At 36.1% G+C, this 18,101-nt stretch carries 15 protein-coding genes; 6 read left to right on the top strand and 9 right to left on the bottom strand.

Features of this window, described 5'->3' with window-relative positions; all coding sequences use genetic code 11:
* Positions 1-69 precede the first annotated feature (69 nt).
* From F598_RS0100255 to F598_RS0100245, 3 genes are read right to left on the bottom strand one after another with little or no spacing between them, the layout of a single operon-like run.
* Positions 70-2,586: a TonB-dependent receptor plug domain-containing protein gene (locus F598_RS0100255; protein WP_019036997.1), complete on the bottom strand. Its 2,517-nt coding sequence runs from the start codon at positions 2,584-2,586 to the stop codon at positions 70-72.
* Positions 2,583-3,491 (bottom strand): FecR domain-containing protein, encoded by a 909-nt coding sequence (locus F598_RS0100250; protein ID WP_019036996.1) that lies wholly within the window; start codon positions 3,489-3,491, stop codon positions 2,583-2,585. The genes F598_RS0100255 and F598_RS0100250 overlap by 4 nt, the downstream gene beginning before the upstream one ends.
* A gap of 55 nt (positions 3,492-3,546) precedes the next feature.
* A complete protein-coding gene (locus tag F598_RS0100245; RefSeq protein WP_019036995.1) occupies positions 3,547-4,071 on the bottom strand; it encodes an RNA polymerase sigma factor in 525 nt (174 codons plus the stop codon).
* 74 nt (positions 4,072-4,145) lie between these two features.
* Between F598_RS0100245 and F598_RS0100240 the strand changes: the two genes are divergently transcribed.
* The 3 genes from F598_RS0100240 (at position 4,146) to F598_RS0100230 (ending at position 8,335) form a co-directional block, all read left to right on the top strand.
* Positions 4,146-4,796: a hypothetical protein gene (locus tag F598_RS0100240; protein ID WP_019036994.1), complete on the top strand. Its 651-nt coding sequence runs from the start codon at positions 4,146-4,148 to the stop codon at positions 4,794-4,796.
* A gap of 108 nt (positions 4,797-4,904) precedes the next feature.
* The gene (locus tag F598_RS0100235) at positions 4,905-6,755 is read left to right on the top strand and encodes a fasciclin domain-containing protein (protein ID WP_019036993.1); all 1,851 of its coding nucleotides are present in this window, start codon (positions 4,905-4,907) and stop codon (positions 6,753-6,755) included.
* 212 nt (positions 6,756-6,967) lie between these two features.
* Positions 6,968-8,335 (top strand): fasciclin domain-containing protein, encoded by a 1,368-nt coding sequence (locus tag F598_RS0100230; RefSeq protein ID WP_157594923.1) that lies wholly within the window; start codon positions 6,968-6,970, stop codon positions 8,333-8,335.
* Between the two features lie 78 nt (positions 8,336-8,413).
* On the opposite strand, the gene F598_RS0100225 is transcribed toward F598_RS0100230, so the two are convergent.
* The 5 genes from F598_RS0100225 to surE form a co-directional block, all read right to left on the bottom strand.
* Positions 8,414-9,277 carry an IS3 family transposase gene (locus F598_RS0100225; protein ID WP_033408177.1) on the bottom strand — a complete coding sequence of 288 codons (864 nt, stop codon included), beginning with the start codon at positions 9,275-9,277 and terminating at the stop codon, positions 8,414-8,416.
* A complete protein-coding gene (locus F598_RS15500; protein ID WP_019036990.1) occupies positions 9,274-9,708 on the bottom strand; it encodes a hypothetical protein in 435 nt (144 codons plus the stop codon). The genes F598_RS0100225 and F598_RS15500 overlap by 4 nt, the downstream gene beginning before the upstream one ends.
* A 241-nt stretch (positions 9,709-9,949) precedes the next feature.
* Positions 9,950-10,423: an acyl-CoA thioesterase gene (locus tag F598_RS0100215; protein ID WP_019036989.1), complete on the bottom strand. Its 474-nt coding sequence runs from the start codon at positions 10,421-10,423 to the stop codon at positions 9,950-9,952.
* Positions 10,424-10,428: 5 nt separating this feature from the next.
* Positions 10,429-10,710: a hypothetical protein gene (locus tag F598_RS0100210; protein ID WP_019036988.1), complete on the bottom strand. Its 282-nt coding sequence runs from the start codon at positions 10,708-10,710 to the stop codon at positions 10,429-10,431.
* A complete protein-coding gene (gene surE / locus F598_RS0100205; RefSeq protein WP_019036987.1) occupies positions 10,703-11,488 on the bottom strand; it encodes a 5'/3'-nucleotidase SurE in 786 nt (261 codons plus the stop codon). The genes F598_RS0100210 and surE overlap by 8 nt, the downstream gene beginning before the upstream one ends.
* A 157-nt stretch (positions 11,489-11,645) precedes the next feature.
* Between surE and F598_RS0100200 the strand changes: the two genes are divergently transcribed.
* Both F598_RS0100200 and F598_RS0100195 read left to right on the top strand, forming a co-directional pair.
* Positions 11,646-13,793 carry a carboxy terminal-processing peptidase gene (locus tag F598_RS0100200; RefSeq protein ID WP_019036986.1) on the top strand — a complete coding sequence of 716 codons (2,148 nt, stop codon included), beginning with the start codon at positions 11,646-11,648 and terminating at the stop codon, positions 13,791-13,793.
* Between the two features lie 16 nt (positions 13,794-13,809).
* Positions 13,810-14,898 (top strand): ABC transporter permease, encoded by a 1,089-nt coding sequence (locus tag F598_RS0100195; protein WP_019036985.1) that lies wholly within the window; start codon positions 13,810-13,812, stop codon positions 14,896-14,898.
* 247 nt (positions 14,899-15,145) lie between these two features.
* On the opposite strand, the gene lepA is transcribed toward F598_RS0100195, so the two are convergent.
* Positions 15,146-16,942, bottom strand: a complete 1,797-nt coding sequence (lepA, locus tag F598_RS0100190; RefSeq protein ID WP_019036984.1) for a translation elongation factor 4 — start codon at positions 16,940-16,942, stop codon at positions 15,146-15,148.
* 149 nt (positions 16,943-17,091) lie between these two features.
* On the opposite strand from lepA, the gene dusB reads away from it, so the two are divergent.
* Complete coding sequence (dusB, locus tag F598_RS0100185) at positions 17,092-18,084, top strand: tRNA dihydrouridine synthase DusB (protein WP_019036983.1); 993 nt, start codon at positions 17,092-17,094, stop codon at positions 18,082-18,084.
* The last annotated feature ends 17 nt before the right edge of the window (positions 18,085-18,101 follow it).

The raw sequence follows: 18,101 nt of genomic DNA, 5'->3' as shown, positions 1-18,101 counted from the left end.
TTTGAAATTAGACTCTTTTTTTTAAAAAAAGTTAAATATAAAGAGAATAAATTAGGTAGGTGATTATTCTTAAAACTCGAGTCTGAAAAGAAAATTTGGGGTAAAATTTAATCCTTCTTGTGTTATAGTCTGGATGTCTTGATTTTGATCTAGCTGATAGAACTGATTGAAAACATTTGAATTCCCGAGAAGATTCCAGAAGGATAGACCTGCCAGGGCTTTTAATTTTTTTCCTATAGGAAAAGTATAGGTAGACGAAAAATCTAGTCTAAAATAGTCTGGGAGTCTGGCTGCATTTGGTTCTTGATAATTGATTTGCTGAGAAACTAGAGGTTGTTCTTCTGCTAAAAGGGTTGTAGGCGCTCCAGAATGCCAATTGAAGCCAGTGGATAATTTGAATCCTTTTTTCTCAAAACTTAAGCCTGTCGAAATTACATGTCTTATATCTTGATTGTTATGGAACTGAGAGGGTTGTAATTCGTCAAACTGATAATTATTTTCTGAAAGACTGTAGCTTATCCAACCAGAAAAAGACTTAAAACTTTTATTGATCAAAAAATCTATGCCTTTTATATCATAACTTCCATGCGTCCTTACAAACCTAAACTGATTTTGAAATCCCTGCCCTTGAGATGTAATGCCCTCTACTTTTTTATTGTATAAATCGAGATTGATAAACCAGTTGGGTTTGATGTAATTGAGACCAGAAGACCATTGCCAACTTTCTATAATTGGACTATTGTCTGGATTGGATACTATCCATCTCCGATTTTCAACTCCCAAAAAATCCGTTTGTAAATCTATGACTTGAGAAGTCACCTGGCTTTTTCGCTCCGCCAGGACTTCCAAGAATAAATCATCAATCAATTGATAACTTAAATTAAGTCTAGGCTCTACTAAAACTTTATTGAATTTGGAATAATGGTTTAACCTTCCGCCAAGACTGAGATTAAGACGACTACTCTTAGATTGATAATTAAATTGTGAATAAATACTGTTGGTTAAGATTGAATTTCGAAGTTCCCTAAAGAATCCAGGATTATCAATTTCTTCAGAATTTAAAACACCGGTTTCATTGAATTGATAACCACTTTCTAAAACTAAATTAGAAAAAAGTTGAGTTTGTACATTTATTTTAAACCCTGTTTCTCTTACTTCATTGATCTGTTCCAGGCTTTGTGCATCCAAAAAATTAGTATTGACCGAGGACTGGTTGTATTTTGAAGTATAAAATTGAACTTGAGTTTGGGTTTGGGACGACCAGTTTCGTTCATAATATAATCCCCCTGCTAGGTTGGACTGTTCCAAATCACTAGATCTTGTATTGATTTGATTACCTTCAATTTCAAATCTATTCAATGAAAAGCGGTCTTTAGCGTAAAATAAGTTGGCTTTTAGGTAATCTTTTCCAGAGAGTTTATGCTTATAATTAAGGGTAGCATCATAAAATGAAAAATCATCATTTTGTTGAGATGTTGAGGATTCAAAATCAGTCACTGCTGTGTTTTGAAAAACTTTGTCAAAATAGCGGTCGTAAGTTGGGCTTTCCCAAATTGAGTTTATTGACCTCCGAAAAGAAACTTCCATGGAGGAATCACTGTTTAGCGGTGTCCTTAAAATAGCATCGGCATTTATAAGATTGAGCCCTGCTTCTGCTTCAACGTGACTAGCAATAGAGTCGCTTGTTTTCATGTTGATTAAACTAGAGACTCCATCTCCAAATTTGGAGGAGGTTCCGTTTTTTATTAAGGTGACCTTTTGGGTCATGTAGGGGTTGAAGGCGGAGATCATACCAAAATAATGTGAAGTATGATACATTTTAATTCCATCCCAAAGAAATAAATTTTGATCGTGGGTACCGCCTCTTACATTTAAATAGGAAACACTTTCTTTTCTGCTTGTAATGCCAGGTAAAGCCTGAAGACTCTGTAAAACGTCTGGCTCTACCAATCCGGGTAAAAGTCCAAAGTCTTTGTAATTAATTTCTAACCCTCCCGAGGCGAACTTTTGTATTCCGCTGGTTAATAGATTGGTTAAAAAAACCTCATCCAACATTTCAAAAAAGGGGGTGAGTTTGAAACTATAGCAATCTATATCATTATCAGCACGAATTTTTAGAGCTTTTTCTGCAAAACCTTTTGCACTGATAACCACGTGAAGCTCTTGCTTAACCACTGGAATTCTATACTCTCCATTTAAATCGGATTTGAAAATAATGGCATCCAGCCTTAAAAATGAATTGTTTATTCTTTCACCAGTAAGTTCGTTTGTAACAGATATACATATGGTCTTTTTTGAAGGTAAGGGAACAATTAAAATTCTCGTTTGGTTTTGTCTTATGTACCTAAAGGGCGTCTTGTTTTTTAAAAAATGAAGATGCTGCTTTAGATCTATCAAATCCTTAGATCTACTTATTTTTAAATTTTCAATTTCTTCATCTGCGTATGAAAAAGTGATATCGAATTCTTCCTCTAAAAATTCTAAATAGCTAGCTAAATCTTCAGAATGAGGATTAATTTGAGCATTTAGCGGGGTTGAGCAGCTAAATCCTAATACTACAACTAAATATAATTTTAAAATCTTCACTTATTGCTTAAAATGACCGTTTTATCATTCATCTGATAGGTCAACTCTAGTGGCAAAGTAATGGATTTTAAAGCAATTTCTAAATTGTTATGAGGGAAACTTCCTGTGTAAAGTCTCGAAGTATTAATGCCTTTTACATCAAAATCGACATCGTAATAGTAGCTGAATTCTTCAAGCACCTGCTCCAGTGTTCTGCTTTTTAAAGTAGTGTACTTGTTTTTCCAATCTGGAGATTTTTTTTCAATTTTCTTTTTTTGGATGGAAGAGGAATCGTAAAGCAATTGATCGTTTTGCTTTAAGACAAATTCCTTATCGTTAAGAGCAACAGCAACAGAACCTTCATAACAAGTCACTTCGAATCCATATGTTCTGGACTTTACATTAAATTTTGTACCAAGCACCTCAACAGTCCCATAAGTTGTATTGACAGTAAATTTACTGCCAGATGTCACTTCGAAGTAGGCTTCGCCGTCAAGCTCAAGTGTTCTTTTGGTGTCCCATTGATTGCTTACATAATTGAGTGTTGAACTAGCGTTTAAATCTACTTCAGACTGATCTGGTAAAATGATATGTTCTGTATCTGCTATCTTGGTTTCAAAAGAAGTCAAACCTGAGACAGATTCAATAGTGTTAAAAATAAAGAAACCTAAAACAAGAATGGCAGCAATACCAGCATAATAATAGTACATTTTCTTTCTTTTGGAAGCCCCTTGTTGTTTAAATTCGATTTGAGATTTCAAACTTTTTATGGAAGACTGCTCATCAAATTGTGGAGCCTTAAAGTGTCTGGCTTGCTCTGAAAGTTTAATGTAAGTAGGGTAGGCGTCTAATTCTTTGAACGCCTCAAGCTCCTCTTTAGATAGCTCGTTTTTGAGCCATTTTTTGATAACTTTTTCCTCTTTCATACCTATTCTTCAGTTATAAGACAATTTAGCCCTTTAAATTCCTACTTTAAAATTATCATATCTCTTGAATTTCTTTTCTTAATTGCTCCAAGGCCGTGTATATCCGTTTTTCTACAGCTTTCCTGGAGATTCCTAGCAATTCTGCGATTTCTTTGTGAGTTTTGCCTTCAGCACGGTTCATTAAAAAGGTTACTCTTTTTTCTTCCGTTAGTTTTGATAGGGCCTTTTGGTATTTGTTTAGGTACTCTTTTTCTTCTAAGATAAATTGGGGGTCTTGATGATCTGATGAGCTAGGTCTAGAGTTTGTCTCATATTTCAACACCACTTTATTGTGTTTGATTACATTGAGGGTTGTATTGTTGGCCACAGAAAACAAATAGCTTTTTGCTTTATCGGGAGCTATTTTTTCACAATTTTCCCATAGCTTCATAAAGGCCTCCTGAACTTTATCCTTTGGATTATAAGCGCTGCCAAATTTGTAATAAATAAAATCATGTAAATCTTTAGCATATTTTTGATGTAGATTTGAAAATACAGCTTGTTCACAACAATTTTTAAATAAGGTTTTAGGTGTTTTCATTAATTTTGCAACTCTAATAAATAGATTGGTAGGAAATTTCTAATTTAAGTTGTTTTATATTAAAAAGAAGGTTTATGATGAAAAATTACAATATTATCTTTCTTTCCTGCCATTTTCTTTTTTCGAGTTGCTACAGTGATGATGAACAAATAATTGAATCTATAGATACAACCCATAGATCATCAGAGCTTACTTCCATGATTAAATCCATGACTCTCCATAATGCATCTTTCGATGATCATGTTGATAGCACGTCATGCTTTAGTCTTGTTTTTCCTTATGATCTCAGCGTAAATTCTGAGCAAATACGTGTAAATTCCATCCAGAATTTGCAGATGATTGATGAAGCAGACAATATTGAAATCCTTTTTCCAGTCAATATAGTTTTTTTCAATTATAACGAACATGAGGTTCGTAACACTTCAGAATTGACCTTATTGACCAATTCCTGCGAGAATGATTTTGGTCTTGAGCCTAACTCCTGTTTAAATTTTGAATACCCTATTTCTATCAAACAATATAATCAATCCAATACCAACTTCGAGACTTTGGTTTTAGATAGTAATATAGAAGTGTTTCGTTATTTAGACACCTTACACGAAGATGATGTTTACGAAATTGAATATCCGGTAGCACTTATAGGGCCCGACTCAGAGACTAATAAAATCAATTCAAATTCTGAATTCATGAGTATTTATGAGTCTTCTATAAACTCATGCCCATAAATTGAAGTTGTCTATTTAGGTTTAAGTGATGAGTTAAAAAAGGATTAAAAATCACTGGTAAATTTGATGCAGTCTTAGTTTAAACGTTTCTTCACAAAAAATTAATTTATGAAATCCCTATCAAAATTTTTTCTTTCCTTTTTTATACTTTGTGGAATCGTGTCCTGTTCTGAGGATGACGATATCGTCCTAGAAAATCCAGACACCGAAAACACCATTGCACAAATAGTTACTGATGATCCAGAGTTGTCTAATTTATTAGCAGCCTTAGAAACTGTAAATCTAGTATCAGACTTTACAACAGATGAAGATCTTACATTGTTCGCTCCAACTAACGCAGCTTTCACACAATTTCTGGAACTTAATGGTTACGCGAGCTTAGGGGCTGTTCCCGAAGATGAATTGAGAGAATTGCTTTTAAACCATGTCATTGAAGGAGAAAATCTTGCTGCAGACCTTTCTACAGGATACAGCACAACCTTTACTAGCAGTTCGGTGGCTCAAGCTCGGCTCAGTCTTTTTATTAATGCGCAAGATGGAGTAGTACTAAACGGTATAGCGGAGGTAGATAATGCAGATAACATTGCCTCCAATGGAGTTGTCCATATTGTAAATAATGTAATATCGAAACCAACAATAGTCACTCAAGCTGATGCTAACCCTGAACTGTCTTCTTTAGTTGAAGCCCTTCAATTAGCAGAATCTGAAGATTTGAATTTTATACAACTGCTCTCCAATGTAGGTAATAATGCTCCATTTACCGTTTTTGCGCCAACAAATGCAGCTTTTGATGATCTAATAGAAACCTTAGGGGTTGAGAGTTTACAGGAAGTAGATCCTGAAATCCTGGCAACTGTATTAAAATATCATGTTATTACCGACAATAATGTAAGATTAGGTGATTTATCCACAGGTCTGACTGCCGAAACATTCCAAGGCGAGTCTCTCGAGTTCGATCTCAGCGAATCGCCTCAAGTTGAAGATGCATCTGGAACAAATGCTTCATTAATCGAGACTGATATACAAGCCGATAATGGGGTAATGCATACAATTGATAAAGTACTATTACCTGAAGAAGTTTTAAGTATTATAGACCCTACAATAACGGGCGTAGCATCAACTAACAATGATTTGTCTAGCCTTGTATCCGCTTTAGAATACACAGGCTTAGATGAAGTCTTAGCCGATAGATCTGCTAATTTTACAGTTTTTGCTCCAAATAATGAAGCCTTTGATTCTTATTTAAACGGAAGTGAAATTACTGATTTTTCAGTGGAAGTCATCACGCAATTATTATTGAATCATGTTTTGAATGAGGTGTCTTTCTCAGGTGATTTTGAAACCTCATATGCCAGTACATTAGCTACTTATGGAGCTACTGAAAATAAGTTAAGCCTTTTTGTCAACACAAGCAACGGAATTTTACTCAATGGTGTTTCTTCTGTAACTACACCAGATAATGAAGCTGATAACGGGGTTATTCATATTGTAAATGAAGTTATAGACTTACCTACTATAGTCACATTTATAAGTGCAGATCCTAATTTTTCGAGTTTACTGTCTGCTTTGACTAATCAAGATCAAGCCTCTCAAAACTATGTGGATGTGTTATCTACTCCCTTTGGTGCAACGCCTTCACCATTTACCGTATTTGCACCATCCAATCAGGCCTTTGATAATTTGCTCGATGAGCTTCAGGTGAACAGTATAGAAGATATCGATCCTGCTACGCTAACAGCGTCCTTGAATACACACGTGATCACAGGATTTAATTTGAGGTCAACAGGTCTAGAAGATGGTATTATAACTACATTAGGTTCAGACCTCACAGTGAACACCACAGAAGGAACGTTGACAGACCCACGAGGAAGAATGAGCACTATAGCATCTTTCGACATTCAGGCGTCTAATGGGGTTATTCACTCCATTGATACGGTTTTACTTCCAGAGGTAGATTAATATAAAATTTAAATCAATTGTTTATAAAGAGCTCAGTAAAGTACTGAGCTCTTTTTTAATTCTTATAGCTTCTTTAATAAATTTCATGCTTTTTTAAGAAATAGTCCTTTAAATCCATCATTCTTGTTAATTATATGCTAAACGTGAATTTTGAAGTAGTAATTTCTGGTTTCACTTTGTTTTATTTACGTAATCTAAAAACAAAAAATACTATGAAATTACTTTCAAAATTTTTGCTATTAGCTGTATTATTAACAGCTGGAGTGTCATGTTCAGATGACGATGATACCACACCTACACAAACTCCACCAAATTTAGTTGAAGCTGCTGAAGCTGCTGGTTTAACCACTTTGTTGGATGCTGTAGGTGCTGTAGACGGTTTGGATCAAACATTATTGAATGCTGATGCCATCACAGTGTTTGCTCCAACCAATGAAGCATTTGGGGATGCACTTGAAGCTTTTAATGTAAACGATTTAAATGGTTTGGTAGAAGCTATAGGCGGAGTGGATAATCTTGAACTTGTTCTTGGCTTTCATGTTGTTCCAGCAGTTGCTTTCTCAACTGATTTAGCTGAAGGAGAACAAACCTTCAACACGTTAGCTGGACAAGAAATTACAGTGACTAGAACAGGTAGTGAGGTGACCGTTACAGATGCTAATGGAACCGTAAGAAATGTGATCACTGCAGACGTAGAAATTGAAAATGGTGTAGTACATGTTATTGATGGAGTATTACTTCCAACCTTACCTGAGCCTGAGTTGCCAAATTTAGTTGAAGCAGCTACAGATGCTGGGTTAACAACTTTACTGGATGCTGTAGGTGCAGTAGATGGATTGGATCAGACTTTATTAAATGCTGATGCAATTACTGTATTTGCTCCAACAAACGATGCCTTTGCTGACGCTTTAGATGCTTTTAATGCAGCAGACTTAAATGAATTAGTGGAAGCAATAGGTGGTGTCGACAACCTAGAACTTGTTTTAGGTTTCCACGTCGTTCCTGCTGTAGCTTTCGCAGAGGATTTGAATGAAGGTGCTCAGACTTTCAATACACTAGCAGATCAAGAATTAACAGTTACCAGATCAGGATCTGATGTTACAGTTACAGACGCTGCTGGTACTACCTATAATGTTACCACAGCAGATGTAGCGATTGAAAACGGAGTAGTTCATGTTATCGATGGTGTTTTATTACCAGAATTACCAGAGGCTGTTAGTGTTGTTGAAATGACAGTTGATAATGATGGAGCTAGTGCTTATTTTGTTAGTGCTATCACTGCAGGTGCTAATGTGACTAACTTAAATGAAAATAATAGTACATGGACCTTAACCGTTGGTACCCGTTATGAGTTATCAGTAACAGGCTTTGGTCCACATCCATTTGAAATTAGAGATGCATCAGGAAATGCTCTTTTGAGTATGAGTGCTGAAGGATCCTTTGAAGGAGATGCTGGAGTTAATTTTCAAACTTCTGATGACCAATTCGACTTTACTCTTACCCAAGAATTAGCAGATGAAATTGCAGATTATATCTGTACTGTACATGGATCTATGAATGGTCAAATTATTGTACAATAATCGCCCATAATTATATTTTATTGTCTAGTCCTAAATAATTGATACAGATTATTAAAGGATTAAATTACTAATTAAAAGCTAAGCAATGAGCTCATTGCTTAGCTTTTTTGTCTTATATGTTTTTCTTTTGATTTTATTTTGTTGGTGCATTTCTACTGGTGTTAGCATGTGGTTTGACAGATGTGGTCTCAATATATTATAAATATCTATTGTTTCTTTGATCAGTTTTTTCTTTAAACTCATCTCTTTTATATTTTTGGCTATATTAAATTCTTGTTTCAATATTCCATTAATCCGCTCTGCTATGGCGTTCTCATAAGGATCATATTTCTCTGTCATACTTGCACTTATGTGGTTTTCCGATAGTAATTTTTGGTAGTCATTAGAACAATATTGAAGTCCTCGATCTGAATGATGTATTAAAGGCTTGCCCTTATAACATCTATTTTTTAAAGCCATTTCTAAAGCTAGCAACGAACCTTCTACTGCTAGACTATCACTCACATTATAACCCATAATTTTCTTAGAATAAGCATTTGTTATTAAGGCTAAATATGAAGGATTTGCTCTAGTACCTACATAGGTGATATCACTTACCCATATTTGCTCTGGTCTATTAATTTCGATATTACAAACGATGTTTTTATGTTTTCTAAATCGATGATGTGAATCGGTAGTTACATGATAGCTCCGTTCTGGTTTTATAAGCATATGATTGGCCTTTAGTATCCTAAAGAGTTTATCTCTTCCTACATTTAAAGCAGAGAGTTTATCCTTCAACATATGATACAATTTTCTTGTGCCTACTTTAGGCATTTTACTTCGTATAACTCTAACTAAATCTATGACTTGTTGTGAGATATGTTGTTTTTGAGTTCTGGATTTAATGGCTCGATAATATACCTGTCTATCTAGCCCAAGTAAGTTACAGGCAGAAACTATTGTTTCTTTTTTTTCTTCTTTGAAGCGTTCAATAACTCGGGCGTGTAATTTTTTCTGATAGCGATATCGTATTCTTTCTCTGCCATATCAACTAGCATATCAAAAATGATTACTTTCTTATCAGCTCTCTCTGCTAAGTGTTCAGCACGAGCTTTTTGTTTTTCCAAGAGTTTAATTTTGGCCTCAAGCTCAATGATTCTTTGTTCTGGTTTTTTTGCCATGGATACTGTAGATAGGTTCTCCCAGTCAAAGGTACCATATTTTCTGAGCCAGGAAGTGATAGTAGATCTGGCTTGAATACCGTATTTCAAATGTGCAGAAAGCCTGTCCAGCTGCCCTGTCTCAATTTGCTCTACTACTTGAAGCTTAAAAGAAAGCGAGTAGTCTTTTTGGGTTCTTTTTACATAAACCGTCTTTGTTGACTTCTTCATTACACTAAAGTTTAGTGTATCGCTATTTCAGGACGGGACATATGTTTATAATAAAAACCATCTCTTTTAAGAGATGGTTTTTTAAATTTGATCAACTTAGATGAAAATAATTAGTAAGTATGTTTATAATTACAAGATAGCCAAACGATAGTGGGGCACTAATTTCAATCTATTATATCAAACAAAAAGGGTTCAATACTAAAATTGAACCCTTTTTTAATTTGCGTTTTAACGTAATGACTTATAGGTGCTTAGGCTTAACCCCATGCTTTCTCGTATCTTCTTTAGTCAATATTTTGTAATCTTCAGTTTTGGTAAGAAATTCTAGAGGTTTTAAAAGATGTTCCGGAAGCGCCACCAATTCGCGTGAATGTAAGTCTAGCCATGAGCCCATCATCTCACATCTGGCACAATTTTTTCCTTTATGATTGTAAAGGTTATGTTCAAATTGGAAGAACATTCCGTCTTCACTCAGACCTTTTAATTCAAGACTAACTTTGACTTCATCTTCGGGTTTTAATTCTTTGAAGTAATAGATATGCTCGTAGAATACAATAGGTCCCAAGTTGTGTTTTACTAGTTCTTTCTGTGAAAATCCGTTTTCTACCAGAAAAGCCATTCGCGTGTGACTCATGAAATTTTGATAGGATGAGTTAGCTAAGTGTCTATTTGCATCCAGATCGCTCCAGCGTATCTCAAAAGTTTTAGTATACATAGTGTTTAAAAAAATTTGGTAATTAAAATAACAAGAGCACTCAAAAGGGTAGCCATGAGTACGCCCCTCGCTCTGTAATCTTGTTTCTTTTTGATGAAAACGAAAAATGGCAGAAAGTTTAAAATAGCTCCCAAGGCAATGATGCTTCCTAATACACCTTCTTCGGAAGCCTGGCTCAAGACGGTTTCAAATTCTTTTTGCATAATCAAGCTGATGTATAAAAACATTCCAGCCAGATTTGCCGCAATCCCGATTAAAAATCCTAATGCAATCTCTTTTTTAATCATTAATTGTCCAAGAATTTAGATCTTTAATGAAATCATGAGCTGTGAGGTCAAACTTGACAGGAACAATAGAGACATAGTTATTTTCCAGAGCTTCCACATCGGTTTCTTTTCCCTCATCCTGATTGATAAATTCTCCAGAAAGCCAGTAGTAATCTCTCCCCTGAGGACTTTGACGCTTATCAAATTGTTCTTGCCAGCGAGCATTGGCCTGTCTGCAAATTTTCACCCCCTTTAATTTTTCATCACTCACTTTTGGAATATTGACGTTTAAAACAACGCCCTTTGGTAGACCGTTTTGAATGACTTGCTCTGTAATGCGTTTTACATACTTGGTAGTATGATCAAAATTGGCTTCCATAGAGTAATCCAAAAGAGAAAAACCAATGGCAGGGATACCTTCTACGCCAGCTTCTACAGCAGCACTCATGGTCCCTGAGTAGATCACATTGATGGAAGAGTTTGATCCGTGATTGATTCCGCTCACACATAAGTCTGGTTTTCGATCCAAAATTTCCTGAGTCCCTATTTTTACACAATCTGCAGGAGTGCCAGAACAGGAAAATTCTTTGACCTGAGAATACTTATCAATTGTGACTGGGTCGCAATATAAATTGTCGCTTATAGTTATGGCATGTCCCATAGCGCTTTGTGGCCTGTCCGGTGCCACAACCACAACTTCTCCAATGGTTTTCATGATCTTTATAAGATGCCTTATTCCCGGAGCTGTAATTCCATCATCATTGGTGACCAGAATAAGCGGTTTATTTTCGTTTTGCATATTCTTATTTTTAAGTTGCTAAAATAAGCATTTCACCAAGTATTAGGGATCAAAAATACGTTTAACAAATTATTAGCTAGGATTTAAAAATGCGGTATGGTTTTTACTGTAAATTGAAAAATATTACTTTAGTTGAGATTTAATGAATTTTGAGAACATGAAAAGATATAATTTTAAAAACAATCTTGTCATTTTATTTTTAGTGACACTGCTGTCTGTAACAGCCTGTAGTTTTACAACAAAAGATTTTGATGAAGATTCCGACAGAGATCAAGTCCTTATAGAGTTAATTACTTACGTGATTGAACAGGGCCATTTTGATATGAGAGAAATTGATGACGACTTTTCCCAAGCGGTTTTTAAAGACTATGTGAAAGGCCTGGACCCCATCAAAAGACACTTTCTAAAAAGTGACTTTGAAGAGTTTGAAGCCTTTGAAACCCAGCTTGATGATCAGATCAATAACAAAAACCTGATTTTCTTCGACTTGACTGTTAATAGGTATAAAAAAAGAATGGCCGAGGCTAAGGCCTTTTATGGTGAGTTACTAGAAAAACCTTTTGATTTTACTGAGACTGAACAGATCAATACCAATTACGATGATGTTGATTATGCTGAAAATACTAAAGAACTCAAAGAACGTTGGAGACAACAATTTAAATTTTCAACGCTTTCCACTTTTCATGATTTGAAGGAAGAGCAAGAACAACAAATCGAAGATGGAGAAGATGTAGAGGTGAAAACTGATGCAGAGCTTGAAGAAGAAGCAAGAGAAATCACTAGAGAGTCGACAGAGAATTACTTTGATACTATGTCCGACCTGGAACGTAAAGATTGGTTCAGTTTATACATTAACTCCATTGTAAGTCAGTTTGACCCTCATACTAATTATTTTGCTCCGCAGGATAAAGATAGATTTGACATCTCCATGTCCGGGAAACTTGAAGGGATTGGTGCAAGACTCCAAAAACAACGAGACAATGTTAAGATTGTTGAAGTGATTTCTGGAGGACCGGCCTGGACCAACGGAGAATTGGAAGTTGGAGATTTAATTCAAAAGGTCAAGCAAGAGGACGAGGAAGAGCCTGTAGATATTAGAGGTATGCGACTAGATGATGCCGTAGACTTAATCAAAGGACCAAAAGGTACTCAAGTATCTCTCACCGTAAAAAAAGTTGATGGCAGTACCAAGGTGATTAATATCATTAGAGATGTTGTAGAGATAGAAGAGACTTATGCTAAATCTTCAACAGTAGAAAAAGACGGTGATGTTTTTGGAATAATCAATCTGCCTAAGTTTTATTTTGATATGCAAAATTATAACAATAGAAATGCTGCTTCTGATATCAAAAAAGAGTTGGAAAGGCTCAACGAAGTTGGCGCTGAAGGTTTAATCATAGATTTAAGAAACAATGGTGGAGGCTCATTATCTACCGTCGTTGATATTGCAGGATTCTTTATAGAAAAAGGACCTATTGTACAGGTAAGGGATGCCAAAAACAATACAGAAGTTTTAAGAGATAAAGATGCAGATGTTATTTGGGATAAACCCTTGGTAATTCTTGTTAATGAATTGTCTGCTTCAGCTTCAGAAATTTTAGCTGCAGCTATGCAAGATTATAAAAGAGCGGTCGTATTGGGAAGTGAGCAAACCTATGGAAAAGGGACTGTTCAGAACGTGGTGGATTTAAACCGCTGGATGAGAAACAGTTCTTTTGGAGACATGGGAGCTTTAAAAATTACGACTCAGAAATTTTATCGAATTAACGGTGGTTCTACCCAGCTGAAAGGTGTAGAAAGTGACGTTGCGGTTCCAGATCGTTATTCTTTTATAGATATAGGCGAAAGAGATTATGAAAATCCAATGCCATGGGATAAGATAGCTCCTGCAGACTATAAGGTTTGGGAGGGATATGAGAATCTAGATAAGGTGATTGCTGCCAGCAAAGAGAGGTTATCTAGTAACAAACAAATCCAGCTTATAGAAGAAAATGCAAAATGGATAAAAAGACAGAGAGACCAAGATAAGTTTAGCCTTAATTATGAGAGTTACAATGAGGAAATGGAAATGGTTGAAAATATGGCTCAAAGGTTTGAAGGGATCAACAAGTTTAAGACTAATCTAACCTACAATTCTCTGCCTTATGAACAAACTATCATGCAAAAGGATTCATCGCTCACCCAAAAGAGAAATAGATGGCATGAAAGTTTAGCTAAAGATGTATATGTAGAAGAGGCCTTAAATGTGCTGAAAGATTTAAATATTGCTAAAAATTCCAGTAAACTTGCAGCTAGGAAAGAATAGGTAAATTTCATCACATTTGAAACAAAACAGCTCTTTACAAGACTTAGCGCTCCAAAAGTTTTCGAAGAACCTTTGGGGCGTTTTGAGTTTTTGGTACATTGTTATATGTTTCCTTATTGGTGTTTTCGCTTATTTTTTAGCGCCAGACGACTCACAAAATGCCAATAACATGGCGCTGAGTATACATTCTAAACCTCCTGGTTTTTCTGTTAAAGTACTAGAGCTGCCTAACCTTACTACCGGTGAACAATCCTGGTTGGATGGAGCCTTTTTTGGAGATCAAAATCCAAACGAAATTGTTCCGATTAGCAGCTATAGATTAGAAGGGAATTCCTTGTATTTCCTAAACTATGGAGTTGAAGAAGAATCTCTAAAGAATGAAGTTAACTTAAGATTATCTCCAGATCAACCAATCTCAGATTACATATATGAAAAAACTTTTTGGCTAGGCACAGATAAATATGGAAGAGATCTGCTTAGCAGGATGTTGGTGGGCTTACGCATTTCATTTTCAGTTGGATTCATTTCTGTGTTTATCTCTTTGGTTCTTGGTATTTTTCTTGGATCTATATCAGGCTATTACGGTGGAAAGGTGGATGCAGCGGTGATGTGGCTTATTAATGTTACCTGGTCAATTCCTACTTTGTTACTCGTCATTGCTATCACATTAGCATTAGGCAAAGGATTTTGGCAGGTATTTATAGCCGTAGGGCTAACGATGTGGGTTGAAGTGGCTAGAGTAGTGAGAGGTCAGGTGATGAGTGTGAAATCCTCTCAATTTATTACTGCCGCCAGAGCCTTGGGATTTAGGAACCAGCGAATTATTGTAAAACATATTTTACCAAACGTATTAGCTCCGGTTATTGTTATATCTGCCGCAAATTTTGCAGCCGCTATTTTGATAGAAAGTGGATTAAGCTTCCTTGGCATTGGAGCTCAGCCGCCAACCCCTAGCTGGGGAGCGATGATCAAAGATCACTACAGTTACATTATCTTAGGAAAAGCCTATTTAGCCATCATTCCAGGTCTAGGTATTATGAGTTTGGTGATGGCCTTTATGCTCATGGGAAATGCCTTAAGAGATGCTTTGGATGTGAAGGCTTAAATCGTATTTTGAAAACAATAAGTTAGTTTTTCTAAAACTATTTTTAGATTCTCCAGACCTCACAGGTTTCAAAAACCTGTGAGGTCTAAAAGTATAATTTACTTCCTTAGCTTCAGTAGGAATTCTAAACCAAGTTGGATAGTTAAGGTTAGGCAATAATTTAAAGAAATGTATCTTAAAGCATAAAACTATCTAATAACAAATTCAACTTAAAACTTTCTGTTTTAGATATAAAAAGAAAATTTGTTTAATCGTTTAGCTTCAGAACTGCCATGAAAGCTTCCTGAGGAATTTCAACATTTCCAACCTGGCGCATACGTTTTTTACCCTTCTTTTGTTTTTCAAGAAGTTTACGCTTTCTGGAGATATCACCACCATAACATTTGGCAGTTACGTCCTTTCTCAGGGCTTTTACCGTTTCCCTGGCAATTATTTTAGCGCCGATAGCAGCTTGTATAGGAATATCGAATTGCTGCCGCGGAATCAATTCTTTTAATTTCTCGCAGATCTTTTTACCGATATCGTATGCATTATCGATATGGAGTAAAGCTGAAAGTGCATCTACCGTATTGCCATTGAGTAAGACATCTACTTTTACCAATTTTGATTTCTTCATTCCGATTGGGGAATAATCAAATGAAGCATAACCTTTTGAAACTGTTTTTAACCGATCGTAAAAGTCAAATACAATTTCAGCCAGTGGCATATCGAAACTTAATTCAACTCTATCTTGTGTTAAATAAGTCTGATTAGTTATCTGTCCTCTTTTTTCAATACAAAGTGACATAACCGGGCCTACAAAATCTGATTTTGTTATAATGCTTGCCTTGATGTAAGGTTCTTCAACTCGATCCAGATAAGAAGGTTCTGGTAAATCTGAAGGGTTACTGACAATAATAGCTTTATCTTTTTCTTTTAAAGTGTAGGCATTATAAGAAACGTTAGGTACCGTAGTAATCACAGTCATATCAAACTCTCGTTCAAGTCGTTCCTGTATGATTTCCAAATGTAGCATACCTAAAAACCCACATCTAAAACCAAAGCCTAATGCGGCAGAACTTTCTGGAACAAAGACCAGAGAAGCGTCGTTTAGCTGCAATTTCTCCATCGCCGTTCGTAATTCTTCGTATTCATCGGTCTCTACTGGATAAATACCAGCAAATACCATGGGCTTTACATCTTCGAACCCAGCCACAGCATGAAGCGTAGGGTTTTCGGCATCGGTAATGGTATCACCTACTTTTACTTCTTTGGCGTTTTTGATTCCTGTGATTAAATAACCTACATCACCAGCCTGTATTTCTTTTTTTGGAAACTGAACTAATTTTAGGGTGCCTACTTCATCGGCCGAGTAATTTTTATCGGTGGCCACAAATTTTATATTTTGACCTTTTTTGATGCTACCATCAAAAACTCTAAAGTAAGTTTCTATACCACGGAAGGGATTGTAGACCGAATCGAATACCAAAGCCCTTAAAGGAGCTTCAGGATCTCCCTTGGGAGCGGGTACTCGTTCTACAATAGCATTGAGAATTTCTTCAATACCAATACCATTCTTGGCACTGGCTCTTATCACATCGGATGGGTCACAACCTAGCAGATCTACAATATCATCTGTTACTTCATCTGGATTAGCACTCTGTAAATCTACTTTGTTGAGAACTGGAATTATTTCAAGATCGTTCTCTAAAGCTAAGTATAGATTCGAAATAGTTTGTGCCTGAATGCTTTGTGCCGCATCAACTATAAGTAAGGCACCTTCACAGGCAGCTATGGATCTGGAAACTTCGTAAGAAAAATCAACATGACCAGGTGTGTCAATTAAATTAAAAACATAATCCTCACCCTTATAATCGTACACCATCTGGATGGCGTGGCTTTTGATCGTGATACCACGCTCTCGCTCCAAATCCATATTATCTAAAAGCTGCTCTTTACGTTCCCGTTCAGTAACAGATTTTGTAAAATCCAATAAACGGTCGGCCAGGGTGCTTTTACCATGATCAATATGAGCGATGATGCAAAAATTTCTAATGTTCTTCATAGTCCAGTTTTCCTAATCTTCAGCTTTTATAGCTTAAGAATTTGAATCGCAAATATACAGGAATTGTTTGGCTTTTATAGAACTTAAGTTTACCTGTTAAAAGCTTTATGTGATTTGTTTAGAATTCCCTAATTTTGCAATAAAAACGTGTGGCTAAGATAGATAACATAGATTTAGGAGAGTTTCCACTTTTGCTTGCACCTATGGAAGATGTTAGTGATCCTCCATTTCGTGCCCTATGTAAAGAATATGGAGCAGATATGGTTTACACTGAATTTATATCTTCAGAAGGTCTGATTAGGGATGCTGCAAAAAGCACTCAAAAGCTTGACATTTATGAAAAAGAGCGCCCGGTAGGAATTCAAATCTTTGGAGCTAATCTGGACTCTATGCTGAAATCTGTTGAGATTGTGGAACGCACAAAACCCGATGTCATCGATATTAACTTTGGCTGCCCGGTTAAAAAAGTAGTTTCTAAAGGAGCTGGTGCAGGAATTCTTAAGGATGTGGATCTTATGGTGAAGTTGACCGAAGCTATGGTCAAGCACACTGATTTGCCTATCACGGTTAAAACACGACTGGGCTGGGATCACGATTCTATTAAGATTTACGAAGTAGCTGAGCGCCTTCAGGATGTAGGTTGTAAAGCCATCTCCATTCATGGGCGAACTCGTGCACAGATGTATAAAGGTGAAGCTGACTGGAAACCTATTGCTAAAGTTAAGAATAATCCCAGAATGCATATCCCTGTATTTGGAAACGGCGATGTGGATACTCCAGAAAAAGCTGTGTTAATGCGTGATGAATACGGTTTAGATGGGGCGATGATAGGGCGTGCCAGCATTGGCTCACCTTGGTTTTTTAAAGCAGTGAAGCATTATTTTGAAACGGGAACTCACTGTGAGCCTCCAACCTTAGTTGAGCGAGTGAACATTGCCAGGCGTCATCTTGAAATGGCCATTGACTGGAAAGGAGAGAAGCTGGGAGTATTTGAGACCAGAAGACATTATACCAATTACTTTAAAGGTATTCCTCATTTTAAAGAGTACCGCATGAAGATGGTTACCTCAGACCATGCTGAAGATGTGTTTGCAGCTTTTGATGAGGTTGAAGATAAATTTGCTGATTATCAATTCGTTTAATGAATTGTGGTTACTTT

It is taken from the genome of Psychroflexus tropicus DSM 15496 (assembly GCF_000378765.1).
GTDB lineage: Bacteria > Bacteroidota > Bacteroidia > Flavobacteriales > Flavobacteriaceae > Psychroflexus > Psychroflexus tropicus.
This window is presented reverse-complemented; position numbering and strand designations above follow the sequence as displayed.